The 12,435-nt window shown below is 36.6% G+C and carries 12 protein-coding genes and 2 tRNA genes; 7 read left to right on the forward strand and 7 right to left on the reverse strand.

The window, feature by feature from the left end; all coding sequences use genetic code 11:
* The gene (locus tag RHP76_RS15225) at positions 1 to 351 is read left to right on the forward strand and encodes a hypothetical protein (protein ID WP_311228515.1); all 351 of its coding nucleotides are present in this window, start codon (positions 1 to 3) and stop codon (positions 349 to 351) included.
* A gap of 63 nt (positions 352 to 414) precedes the next feature.
* Here the strand turns inward: RHP76_RS15225 and RHP76_RS15230 are convergent, their stop codons facing one another.
* Together RHP76_RS15230 and mnmA are read right to left on the reverse strand one after the other, a co-directional pair.
* Entirely contained in the window at positions 415 to 624 is a 210-nt protein-coding gene (locus RHP76_RS15230) for a hypothetical protein (RefSeq protein ID WP_311228516.1), read from the reverse strand.
* Positions 625 to 750: 126 nt separating this feature from the next.
* A complete protein-coding gene (gene mnmA, locus RHP76_RS15235) occupies positions 751 to 1,938 on the reverse strand; it encodes a tRNA 2-thiouridine(34) synthase MnmA (RefSeq protein ID WP_311228517.1) in 1,188 nt (395 codons plus the stop codon).
* Between the two features lie 189 nt (positions 1,939 to 2,127).
* On the opposite strand from mnmA, the gene RHP76_RS15240 reads away from it, so the two are divergent.
* Entirely contained in the window at positions 2,128 to 2,655 is a 528-nt protein-coding gene (locus RHP76_RS15240; RefSeq protein WP_120232344.1) for a hypothetical protein, read from the forward strand.
* Between the two features lie 126 nt (positions 2,656 to 2,781).
* Here the strand turns inward: RHP76_RS15240 and RHP76_RS15245 are convergent, their stop codons facing one another.
* Positions 2,782 to 5,316: an ATP-dependent Clp protease ATP-binding subunit gene (locus tag RHP76_RS15245; RefSeq protein ID WP_062673756.1), complete on the reverse strand. Its 2,535-nt coding sequence runs from the start codon at positions 5,314 to 5,316 to the stop codon at positions 2,782 to 2,784.
* Positions 5,317 to 5,466: 150 nt separating this feature from the next.
* On the opposite strand from RHP76_RS15245, the gene RHP76_RS15250 reads away from it, so the two are divergent.
* The 4 genes from RHP76_RS15250 to RHP76_RS15265 are packed head-to-tail and all read left to right on the forward strand — an operon-like array spanning position 5,467 to position 8,226.
* Positions 5,467 to 5,691: a hypothetical protein gene (locus RHP76_RS15250; protein ID WP_062672881.1), complete on the forward strand. Its 225-nt coding sequence runs from the start codon at positions 5,467 to 5,469 to the stop codon at positions 5,689 to 5,691.
* Positions 5,691 to 6,788: a glycosyltransferase gene (locus RHP76_RS15255; RefSeq protein WP_311228518.1), complete on the forward strand. Its 1,098-nt coding sequence runs from the start codon at positions 5,691 to 5,693 to the stop codon at positions 6,786 to 6,788. Before RHP76_RS15250 ends, RHP76_RS15255 begins: the two co-directional genes overlap by 1 nt.
* 44 nt (positions 6,789 to 6,832) lie before the next feature.
* Positions 6,833 to 7,252, forward strand: a complete 420-nt coding sequence (locus RHP76_RS15260; protein ID WP_062672886.1) for a SufE family protein — start codon at positions 6,833 to 6,835, stop codon at positions 7,250 to 7,252.
* A 50-nt stretch (positions 7,253 to 7,302) separates the two neighbouring features.
* A complete protein-coding gene (locus tag RHP76_RS15265; protein WP_409193534.1) occupies positions 7,303 to 8,226 on the forward strand; it encodes a glycosyltransferase family 9 protein in 924 nt (307 codons plus the stop codon).
* On the opposite strand, the gene RHP76_RS15270 is transcribed toward RHP76_RS15265, so the two are convergent.
* The 4 genes from RHP76_RS15270 to RHP76_RS15285 all read right to left on the reverse strand — a co-directional run bounded on the left by RHP76_RS15270 (position 8,216) and on the right by RHP76_RS15285 (position 10,928).
* Complete coding sequence (locus RHP76_RS15270; RefSeq protein WP_311228520.1) at positions 8,216 to 9,337, reverse strand: hypothetical protein; 1,122 nt, start codon at positions 9,335 to 9,337, stop codon at positions 8,216 to 8,218. The two genes, RHP76_RS15265 and RHP76_RS15270, sit on opposite strands and share 11 nt — an antisense overlap.
* 121 nt (positions 9,338 to 9,458) lie before the next feature.
* Positions 9,459 to 9,533 (reverse strand) — tRNA-Val (locus RHP76_RS15275).
* A 33-nt stretch (positions 9,534 to 9,566) separates the two neighbouring features.
* Positions 9,567 to 9,641, reverse strand: a tRNA-Val gene (locus tag RHP76_RS15280).
* 42 nt (positions 9,642 to 9,683) lie between these two features.
* Positions 9,684 to 10,928, reverse strand: coding sequence for a bifunctional folylpolyglutamate synthase/dihydrofolate synthase (locus tag RHP76_RS15285; protein WP_311228521.1), 1,245 nt, complete (start codon positions 10,926 to 10,928; stop codon positions 9,684 to 9,686).
* A gap of 183 nt (positions 10,929 to 11,111) precedes the next feature.
* Here RHP76_RS15285 and RHP76_RS15290 point away from each other — a divergent pair, with 183 nt between their 5' ends.
* Positions 11,112 to 12,434 (forward strand): TolC family protein, encoded by a 1,323-nt coding sequence (locus RHP76_RS15290; protein ID WP_311228522.1) that lies wholly within the window; start codon positions 11,112 to 11,114, stop codon positions 12,432 to 12,434.
* Position 12,435: the final 1 nt, after the last annotated feature.

Raw genomic sequence — 12,435 nt, forward strand, 5'->3', positions numbered from 1 at the left:
ATGAAAAAACTCATCATTCATTCAGTTCCGGTTGTGATAGGCTTTATATGGCTTATGACAGTCCATTTGACATTTAATCCGGTTATTCTTAAAGGACCTGACTTTTTGAAGTTCTATGTCATTCTGGTTCTAGGATTTTACGCTTCGTTTTTTATGCTAAATTCTTTGAAAGAAACCATTTCGGGAACGACAATTTATTTCGCAGGATTTATTTTCTTGTTGGGAATTATCAAGCTTATCAGAGGTGTCATATTGGGAAAACCTGTTGGATTTCTTGTTGTGATATTAATAGCAGAAGGTATTGTTACATTGGTTTTTATCTCAGGTTATGTAAATGAAAAGATAAAATAAAATTTATTATTAAAAACAAACCCGAAACAAAAATGTTCCGGGCTTTATTATGTGTTGTTGATATTAAATATCTTTCTTTTCTTCTTTTGCGGGCTGATAGCCATATTTTCGAACCATAACGGAAGTCAGGACTACCAAAATAAGACTGATCGCGATATTGGAGTTTTCCGGATGTACAATGGCCTGATAAAGATTATAACCGAAAATAGAGGATACAACTGCAATCAGAATATTGTTTACATAAGCATACCGGTTTTTTGTAGATGTTTTCATAGTAGTATTTTTTATTGTTATTTACTCCGTAAGTATGATAACTTAAAAAACTTTACAGAAAAATTTCAAAAAAATATTTTCTTAAAAAAAACAATCTCAATCACCCGAATCCCGTACCCGAAACTCTTACGAAATCACACCACTGCCGATCAGCTCCTCATCAATATACCATGAAGCAAACTGTCCTTCAGCAATAGCAGACTGATGTTCATCAAATTCAATATAAAAAGCATTTTCAAACTGATACAGGGTTGCTTTCTGCAAAGGCTGTCTGTATCTGAATCTGGCCATTACTTCCATAGATCCTCCGTTCTGAAGCCTCAAATCTTCACGTACCCAGTGCAGTTCAGAATTATCAATTTTCAGAGCTTTTTTATGAAGTCCCGGGAAATGACTTCCTTCTCCTACGAAAAGAATGTTGTTTTCCATATCTCTGGAGATGATAAAACAGCTTTCTTTGTGTCCGCCTATACCAAGGCCTTTACTTTGTCCGATCGTGAAAAACTGGGCACCCTGATGTTTCCCGATTACTTTTCCGTCAGATTTTTTATAATTGATTTTTCGTGATAAAAACTCAAGTTCCTCTTCTTTGGAGGAGAATTCAGGTTTTTCTTCTGAAAATAAAGGAGAATCTTTGAAAATTTCTACAATTTCCCCTTCGTTAGGTTTTAATTGCTGTTGTAAAAACTGGGGAAGGCTTACTTTTCCGATAAAACATAATCCCTGAGAATCTTTTTTATCTGCCGTTACCAGTCCGATTTCTTTTGCAATTTCTCTTACCTGAGGCTTTGTAAGTTCTCCGATAGGGAATAATGCTTTTGAAAGCTGATCCTGGCTTAGCTGGCAAAGGAAGTAAGACTGATCCTTATTATTGTCTTTTCCTGCAAGAAGGTGGAAAATTTCTTTACCGTTTTCATCAAAAGTAGAATTTACCCTTGCATAATGTCCTGTTGCTACCTTATCGGCACCCAAAGACATTGCGGTCTTCATAAAAACATCAAATTTTACTTCTCTGTTACATAATACATCAGGGTTGGGAGTTCTGCCTTTTTCATATTCGGCAAACATATAGTCAACGATACGTTCCTTGTAAAGTTCACTCATGTCTATCACCTGGAAAGGAATTCCAAGCTTTTGTGCCACCATAAGGGCATCATTACTGTCCTCAATCCAGGGACACTCATCTTCTAATGTTACGGAAGCATCGTTCCAGTTTCTCATAAATAAAGCCACTACTTCATGGCCTTGTTGCTGCAGCAAATAAGCTGTAACACTAGAATCTACACCTCCGGAGAGGCCTACTACTACTTTCATTGTATTCAATTTTACGAAACTCTTAACGGGAGTTCTTAGTTTGATGTGGCAAAAATACAATTAAAAAATTCGTAAAAAAACCATAATTTTAAACATTGATAAAAACGATAGAGCTATATGTCATCTTTTTATCAACCTCTGCAAATGGAAACAGATGAGAATATAATTGTAAGACCAAAAATATAACATATGAAAAAGTTTATTATTTCTATGATGCTGATATCTTCAGGATCAGTTTTTTCCCAAATTTCAGTAGGAGCACCCGTACAGGAAAACAGCAAGTGGACTTTTGGAGGAGGCATTGGATTAGGATTTGGAAGTAACAGCGCTTTTAATCTATCTGCATCGCCAAGAGTAGGTTACAGATTTACTAATGATTTTGAAGGCGGTGTGGTAGGAAGTGTTTCGTGGCAGACTTCTGATTATTATAAATCTACCATGTTTGGAGTAGGTCCTTTTGTCAACTATTATTTTGCCAGATCATTTTACGTGGGAGCTAACTATCAGCATTATTTTGTTGATTACAAGGATAAATATTACGATTATAAATACAATACGGAAGAAAATGCATTATACCTTGGAGGAGGATATATGCAGCGGATCGGAAACAATTCCTTCATGCAGCTGGGTTTAATGTATAACGTGCTTTGGAAACAGAATTCCAGTGTGTTTTCCAGCGGTCTGATCCCGAACATTGGTTTTGTAGTAGGACTTTAATATTTGATTTATCAATAAGAAAGGGCCTAACCTGTTTAATCAGAAACCAAAATAGTCAAAATCTATAAAAACAAAAAACCCTGGGAAAGTTCCCGGGGTTTTTCTATTTGAAAATTATTTATTTAATTAAGATTGAGAAGACTTTTCAGCTGATTTCTTAGCCTTCTGTGTTTTCCCGATCAGTCCGTCTTTTGCCTCGTTAAGGTCAAGAACTACGGTTTCTCCCTCGTTCAATTGCTTGTTTACCAGCATTTCTGCCAATAAGTCTTCAATATACTTCTGGATGGCACGTTTCAATGGTCTTGCTCCGAAATCTTTATCCCATCCTTTTTCAGAAATAAAGTCTTTTGCTTCTTCAGTAAGATCTACTTTATATCCTAATTTTTCAAGTCTGCCATAAAGTTTGTTCAGTTCAATATCAATGATTTTCTTGATATCATCCTGCACAAGAGAGTTGAAGATCACAATATCATCAATTCTGTTTAAGAATTCCGGTGCAAATGCTTTTTTAAGGGCATTTTCAATCGTGCTTCTTGCTCTTGAATCCGAAGTTGTTTTCTTTGCAGAAGTTCCAAATCCTACACCGTCTCCAAAGTCTTTAAGATCTCTTGTTCCGATGTTTGAAGTCAGAATAATGATGGTATTTCTAAAATCAATTTTTCTTCCTAAACTGTCTGTAACGTGTCCTTCATCCAAAATCTGCAACAGAATATTGAATACATCCGGATGAGCTTTTTCAATCTCATCCAAAAGAACTACTGCATAAGGTTTTCTTCTTACAGCTTCCGTTAACTGACCACCTTCTTCGTATCCTACATATCCCGGAGGCGCACCTACTAGTCTTGAAACAGCGAATTTCTCCATGTATTCACTCATGTCAATTCTGATCAAAGATTCATCGGATTCGAATAGCTCTCTTGCCATTACTTTTGCCAATTCGGTTTTACCAACCCCGGTTGTTCCAAGGAAAATAAAGGTACCGATAGGGCGGTTCGGATCTTTAAGACCTGCTCTGTTTCTTTGAATAGCTTTAACAACTTTCTTCACAGCATCTTCCTGACCGATTACTTTTCCGTTCAGTTTCTCATCCATTTGGGCAAGTTTGTCAAGCTCATTCTTACCAACTTTCGTCACAGGAACTCCGCTCATCATAGAAACCACTTCCGCTACATTTTCTTCTGTTACGGTTTCTTTTTTCTCTTTTACATCTTTATCCCATTTTTCCTGAGCCGAGTTAAGTTCCATCTGAAGACGTTCCTCTTCATCTTTCAGCTTTCTTGCTTCAAGGTAATCCTGAGCTTTTACAGCCTTCTGTTTCAGTTCTTTGATGTCTTCGATCTTCTTTTCAAAATCAATGATTTCTGTAGGAACTTTCATGTTTTTGATATAAACACGGGATCCGGCTTCGTCCATTGCATCAATCGCTTTGTCCGGTAAGAAACGGTCTGTAATATATCTCGATGTCAGATTGACACAAGCCAGAATCGCTTCCGGAGTATAAATTACATTATGATGTTCCTCATATTTATCTTTGATCTGATTCAAGATCTGTACCGTTTCATCAATAGAAGTAGGTTCCACCATTACTTTCTGGAATCTTCTTTCTAAAGCTCCGTCTTTTTCAATATACTGACGGTATTCATCCAGGGTAGTTGCCCCGATGCATTGAATTTCACCTCTTGCCAAAGCCGGTTTGAACATATTGGAAGCATCTAAACTTCCTGTAGAACTTCCAGCTCCTACAATCGTATGAAGCTCATCAATAAATAGGATGACATCTCTGTTTTTCTCCAGCTCCGTCATGATGGCCTTCATTCTTTCCTCGAACTGACCACGGTATTTAGTTCCGGCAACTAAACTTGCCAGATCTAAAGTGATCACACGTTTTCCGTAAAGAACTCTCGACACTTTTTTCTGTTGAATTCTTAGTGCTAACCCTTCAGCAATGGCAGATTTACCAACTCCAGGCTCCCCGATAAGAAGAGGGTTGTTTTTCTTTCTACGTGATAAAATCTGAGAAACTCTCTCAATTTCTTTTTCACGGCCAATCACCGGGTCCAGTTTTCCATCCCTTGCCAAAGAAGTAAGGTCTCTACCAAAGTTGTCCAATGTAGGCGTTTTACTTTTTGCAGAACCTAGATTTCCTGTAGGCTTTCTCATTTGCTCAAATTCTTCTCTCTCATCATCATCATCGTAAGCACTCATCTGAGGAGACTGTCCTGAATTTTTAAGCATAGTCTGGTATTCTCTTGAAACTCCTTCATAGTCGATGTCATAAGCTCCCAGAATATTTGAAGTAGGATCTTCATATTTATAAAGAATACCTAAAAGCAGGTGAACGGTATTAATTTCATTGCTTTTATACTGTCGGCATTCTAACTCTGCACGTTTAATAGCATGGTCTGCCATCTTAGTGAAAGAAATATTGGTAACCTCTTCAGAAATAGGATTAAGACTTGCTGTATTTAAAGTTTCAATTTTTCTTCTGATTTGTGTTAAATCCGCATTAAGGTTTTGAAGGATTTCTTTTGCAGAGTTTTCCGTTTTTATAATACCTAAAAGTAGATGTTCTGTATTAAGAAATTCACTTTTGAGCCTTTTAGCTTCGCTTTTGCTTTGTTTGAACACCTGGCTCAAACCTTGTGAAAACTTATAATCCATAATATATCTCATTAGAACAAAGGCAACATTACCTTTTATTCATTATCTAAATTACAAATATTTTACCAAAAATCAATTAATGACTTTATGGCAGAAAAAAATTTATTATCTTATTGAAAATGATTAAGTTTGTAACCTTAAATTTTCCCCATGAATTCTGAACTTACCACTTACATTGGCTATTCTGCTTCTCTTTTTATCGTATTGAGTTTCATACTGAAAGATGTAAAAAAAATCAGAGTGGTTAACATGATTGGCTGTATTTGTTTTGTCATTTATGGTATCTTTAATGGAATGCTTTGGCCTGTTATCATACCAAACGGGCTTATTTGTTTCATTCAAATCTATTATTTAATACTAGACAAGAAAGATTGATGAGGAAAAAAATTATTACTTCTGCTTTTAGTAATCTGTATACTGACCAACGGATAGAGAAGGTGTGCAAAACCCTTTTTGATAACGGGTATTCCATAGATCTGATTGGTAACGACTGGGAAGGAAATGAAAAAATGGAACGTCCTTATCCCTTTTCCAGAATAGGATTGAAGTCTAAAAGCCTTAAGACCGCTTATTTTGAATTCAACTGGAAATTATACAAAGAACTGAAGAAAAAAGCGGACAAATATACGATTCTCCATGCCAATGACATTGATGCACTTCTGCCAAATTATCTCATTGCCAGAAAACTGAATATTCCGTTAGTCTTTGACAGCCATGAAATTTTCACAGAAATGCCATCGGTTCAAAACAGGTTTTCTCAGAAGTTCTGGAGAGTACTTGAAAGAAAGCTGGTGCCTCATATGGAACTGATGATGACAGAAAGTGAAAGCTATGCCGAATGGTTTCATGAACAGTATAATGTCAATCCGGTAGTGGTTAGAAATATTCCGAGAAAAATTCTTTCAGCACCGGAAATTCCTGAAAATCATCCAAAGATCATTCTGTATCAGGGAGCAATTAATCAGTCGAGGGGAATTGAAAAAATGATTGTGGCCATGCATCATATTAAAGATGCTGTTCTGAAAATTGCAGGTGACGGCCCGAAGAAAAAAGAATACGAAGAACTTGTTATTCAGGAGAAACTTCAGGATAAAGTCTTTTTTCTGGGTAAGCTGAAACCGGAAAATCTCAGGGAAATAACAAAAACCGCTGATGCAGGATTCAGTCTCGAAGAAAATAATGGAGTAAGCTACTATTATTCACTTCCTAATAAGGTTTGTGACTATATCCAATCGAGAGTACCGCTTGTGATGATTAATTTTCCGGAAATGCAAAGGATAAAAAATCAATTTAATGTAGGAGAAGTTATTCTGGATCATCAGCCTGAAACCATTGAAAAAGCAATCAATCTTGTTCTTCAGAGAGGAAGACAGTATTATCAGAGCGAATTAAATAAGGCAGCAGATGTATTTTGCTGGGAGAATGAAGAGACAAAAATCCTCCAACTTTTTGAAAAAGCATCCTGTAAATAATTTTTACAAAATTGGTTATCTTTGCAAAAGAAATTTGATTTAAAATGACCATTAAAGAAAAACAGCAGGAAATAATAGATGAATTCGCTTTTCTTGAAGATTGGGAGCAAAAGTATGAGTACATCATTGATCTTGGAAAAGAACTGAAAGGCTTGGCTGAAGATAAGAAAACAGAAGAAAATCTGATTAAAGGCTGCCAGAGCAAAGTTTGGATTGATGCTGAATTTAAAGACGGGAAACTTTTCTTTAATGCAGATTCTGATGGTATTCTACCAAAAGGGATCGTTTCTCTTTTAGTAAGTATTTACAGTGGACATTCCACTCAGGAAATCCTGGATTCTGATTTTGATTTTATCGGAGAAATAGGACTACAGGAATTTCTTTCACCTTCCAGAGCTAACGGGCTTATGGCGATGACAAAGCAGATCAAGTTTTATGCAGTTGCTTACCAACTGAAATCATAACCGTGACCAGAATTTTAGCATATCGTTTTTCCGCATTCGGAGATGTTGCGATGACCGTACCTGTTTTCAGAGAATTTCTGGAGCAGAACCCCGGTGTGGAAATTATTATGGTCTCCAGGAAAAATTTTGAGGCGTTGTTTGCTGGAGTTTCCAATGTAACTTTTAAGGGGATTGATCTGGATGACTACAAAGGTCTTTTTGGATTGAGAAAACTAAGTAATGAACTGATTCGTGAGTTTAATCCTGATTGTATTGCCAACCTCCATGATGTAATCCGAACCAAAGTTTTAGACAGAATATATAGAAGAAAGGGACTTAAGGTCTTTAAAATTAATAAAGGTAAAGAGGAAAAAGAACATCTTACGGATGTCTGGAATCTGGAAAAGATGCAGCTGAAAAAAACAGTGGAACGTTATGCTGACGTTTTTCGTGAAATGGGATTCAAAGTTGAACTTTCTCATCAATTAAGACCAGTTTCAGAACAAAAATCTGGAATTGGATTTGCTCCTTTTGCCCAGCATAAAGGAAAAATGCTCCCTTTGGAAAAATCCTATGAGTTGGTAAGAATTTTGGCTCAGAAACATACTGTATATTTCTTTGGAGGAGGTAAAAAAGAAACGGAAACTCTCGAAAAATGGGCAGAAGAGATTCCTAATACAAAAAACCTTGCCGGAACATTAAATCTTACGGAAGAACTCAATTATATTGCCGGGCTTGAACTGATGATATCCATGGATTCTGCCAATATGCACCTCGCAAGTCTTGTAGGAACGAGATGTGTTTCTATTTGGGGAGCTACTCATCCTTATGCCGGCTTTTTAGGATTCGGACAAAGCGAAGAAGATGTTGTTCAGGTGGAAGACCTGAGCTGCAGACCATGTTCTGTCTTTGGAGATAAAGAATGCTACAGAGGCGACTGGGCTTGCCTTGAAGAGTTTAATATTCAGAAAGTGGTGGACAGGATTAATTTTTAAAAATAATCCTACCTATCTCATTAGCTTTGGCTTTATCAGAATGGTTTTTTTCTAAGACTTTCTTTCTCTTTTCAGTATCATGATAGTCCTTTCCAGCTGAGGAGATAATCTGTTGACGGATTTGGCTCATATCATCGCCATACAGGCATAAATTTGTTAAAACCGGATCATCTGTAATATTCCCGTTAATAATCACGAAACGGCTGTTGTAAAGCGTATTAAAAAGTTTCACCTTTGTTCCGGAATTCTGGTAAGAAATCAAAATATTGGCATGAGCATCTTCCAGAAGGCGGTAAAGGTTCTCCGTGGTTTGAATAGGAGTGAGGCTGATGTTTTCAACTGTGGAAATCTTTCTTTTAATATCCTCACTGGCACGATCTGAGGCTACAACAAGCTGATATTGTGGAAGGGTTTTAAATAAGTCAATTGTTTCATTCAATGCTCTTTTGTTATCAGCGGTAGTAAGGTCTCCATGAAAGAGAAAATACTTTCCTTTTGTATCCAATTCCTTTACTGATTCATTACCGTGAAAGATATGAATCAGGTGTGCATTTTCCGAATAAGTTTGTACTTCATTATATTCCTTTTCAGATAAGCAGAATACAGCTTCAAATTTCTTTAAAAGTTTTTTCTGATATCCGGAATACTTCACAGATTCAATTTTGTAAATAATCTTTTTAAATGGGTTCTTCTCAGACACAGAGAGGCCTTTATAATACTCTGATTCGTTATTGTGATGACGGAGGTAGAGTTGGTGTCTGTTATCCTTCAAAAACCGTATAATATGGGTTGTTTGCAAGCCTTCGAACAAGATAGGAGCTTTGTGCTTCTCCAAATTTTTAAGTAGGGTTTCAGAATCTCTGATGGCAGCAGCGAAAGGTGTTCTGGAGAAATAGAGAAGTGGATTCTTTTTCTTTTGATAAAAAAACACATTTTCTGTCATCTCTTTGACTTCCGGATCAATCTTATGAGGGATTTGATCTACAAAACAATGTAGGTGAATCTTTATTCCCAGATCAGATAATGCCTTAACTTTATAATACACATCAATAATTCCACCATAGGAAGGAGGGTAGGGATAATTAAATGATATAAGATGAAGTTTATTCACAGCAAGCGAAATTCAAGTGAAGGCAAAGGTAGATAAATATAAGGAAAAGTGGAGGAGAAGCTTTATAAATTGCTTAGGGATAAAAATAAAAAAATCTCCCAGAAATCTGAGAGATTTTTTGTGGGTCCTGAGGGATTCGAACCCCCGACCCTCTGGGTGTAAACCAGATGCTCTGAACCAACTGAGCTAAGAACCCGAATTTTTTTGAAAGGTTTCGTTTCCTTTTCTGTGGGTCCTGAGGGATTCGAACCCCCGACCCTCTGGGTGTAAACCAGATGCTCTGAACCAACTGAGCTAAGAACCCTCTAGACTTGTTCTCTTGTTTAGAGTGGTGCAAATATACGACTTATTCTTTAATCTCCAAATTTTTTTCTAAAAAATCTCCCACTACAAAGTTGCTTCCGCCGATAAAAATCATTTCTTCTTTTGTACATCGTTCTTTTGCAGAGAGATACGCTTCCTGCACGGAATCAAAAATTTTATAAAAAATTTTCGCCTCCTGGAGCAGATTTTCGTAATCTTCGGGATGTCTTCCCCTGTTGATGGATGGTTTTGCAAAATAGAACTCAGAATTTTCAGGAAGTAAATTCATTACATCATCTATTTTTTTGTCATTCACAAACCCCAAAATAACATGCTTGTGTCTGTTAATTGAATTTAATTGTGAAAAAACATACTCCAGACCTGCCTGATTGTGACCCGTGTCACAAATCGTAAGTGGATATTGCGAAAACTCGAACCAACGGCCAATAAATCCTGTATTTTGGTGAACATGGAGAAGTCCTTTTTCCAATGCTTCATCAGAAATATTTACTTTAAGCTTTCTTAATTCTTCTACAGCGGCCAATACAATTCTGATATTTTTCTTCTGGTAATTCCCTTTGAGATCAGATTCAAGGTTGGTATTTATAAGAGTAGCATCTATAAACGGAGCATTTTCTTTCGTTGCTTTATCCTGAATGATATTTCTAACGGCTTCATTTTCGTCACCGGAAATAATCGGGATATGTTGTTTAATAATTCCAGCCTTCTCTGATGCAATTTCTTCGATGGTATCTCCAAGAATATTCTGATGATCCAGCTGAACATTAGTAATGGCCGAAATCAACGGTTTAATAATATTTGTTGAATCCAGTCTTCCTCCCAATCCTACTTCAATAATGGCAAAATCTACCTGCTGCTGATAAAAATATTCAAAAGCCATGATGGTCGTAAACTCGAAGAAAGAGGGACGGATGTCTTCCGGAATCGTTTTCAGTTTTTGAATAAAATCAAAGACAAATTCTTTATTACAGTTTTTTCCATTCACCTTTATGCGCTCTGTGAAGTCTATAAGGTGTGGAGAATTGTATAATCCTGTTTTATAACCGGCTTCCTGAAGAACCGATGCCAGCATATTGCTTGAAGAACCTTTTCCATTGGTACCGCCAATGTGAATACATTTTATTTTATCCTGAGGATTTCCAAAGAAAGCACAAAGCTTTGTAATGTTATCAAGCCCAGGTTTATAAGCCTTCTGTCCATCTATCTGATAGTTGGGCATCTGTACGAAAAGCCAGTCGATAGCTTCCTGATATTGTTCATTTGTCATGGTGCAAAATTCCCAAAAGTTTTTTTAAAATAAAATATAATTTTTCAATCTGTAACTTTTTTATATTTAATTCGTCTAATATTGAAAAATCTTAATATGAAATCGCTGTGATTTACATGGTATAGTAATTATGAAGACAACACGATTCCATATGACCATTAAAAACAAATAAACATATACAATATGAAAAAAGTTTGGATCATCGTTTTTGGATTAGGTTATCTGGGTTTAAGCGCTCAGAAGAAATGGTCCTTAAAAGAATGTGTAAACTATGCAGTGGAGCATAATCTTCAGGTTATCCAAAATCAGTATAACAAACAAAACCAGGAATATAATCTTAAAGCAGCCCAAAAAGAATATCTACCATCAGTATCGGGGAGTATGACGAATGGGGTAAGTTTCGGGCAAGGCTCATTAGGAGCAGGAAGCTTTAGAAACGATAGATTCAATAACAGTATTGGTCTGGGTGCTGATATTTTGCTCTATAATAATGGAAGGTTAGAGAAAAATGTAAGAAAAGCCCAGTTTGATGTAGAAGCAAGCCAATACGACATTGAAACCATTAAAAATGATATTTCCCTTCAGATCGCTCAGCAATATCTGACTACTTTGTTGAATAAAGAGATTGTTAAAATCTCTCAGAGTGCCGTGGATAATGCGCAGAAACAGTTTGACAGAGCTAAAATCACAACTCAGGTTGGAACAACAGCCCAGACGGTTCTGGCAGAGGCTGAAGCTGCATTGGCAAGAGAAAAACAAAACCTTAAAACTGCAGAAGTAAACGTTGGACGTGCTTTGTTTGCCATCGTTCAGCTTTTACAGCTTTCAGATTATAAAGGTTTTGATGTGGAAGATGTAAATATTCCTGAAAAGCTTGATTTACAGCTTACTACCGCGGATGAAGTGCTTACCACTGCGTATGAGATACAGCCTCAGATAAAAGCAGCGGAAAGCCGTATAAGATCTGCCGAGGCACAAACGGAAGTAAGCAAAACTGCATACTGGCCTACATTAACAGCGAGCGCTGGTCTTAATACTTTCTATAACAGACAATTTGATCCTATGCCAGGTACTGTACAGGGAACTTTTTTTGAACAATATAAAGATCAGTTCGGACAAAACGTGGGGCTATCACTGAATATTCCTATTTTCAATAAAGGGAAAACAAAACTTCAGGTAGAACAATCTAAAATAAATGAAAGTTTAGCCAAGAATTCCTTGGAACAACAGAAACAGACGGTAAGACAAAACGTACAGAAAGCTCAGTTTGATGCTGATGCCAATTATGAAACCTATCTGGCTGCAGTGGAAGCTGAAAAAAGCTCAAAACTGGCTCTTGATTTTGCCGATAAAAGTTATGCTGCCGGAAGAACCACTATCTACGACGTTAATGTGGCGAGAAATAATTATGCAAATGCACAAGGATCAGTAGCGCAAGCAAAATATAATTATCTTTTTAGTCTTAAACTATTGAATTTCTATGCAGGAATTCCATTAAGTTTGTAAA

Source organism: Chryseobacterium sp. SG20098 (genome assembly GCF_031844745.1).
GTDB classification, from domain to species: Bacteria; Bacteroidota; Bacteroidia; order Flavobacteriales; family Weeksellaceae; genus Chryseobacterium; species Chryseobacterium cucumeris.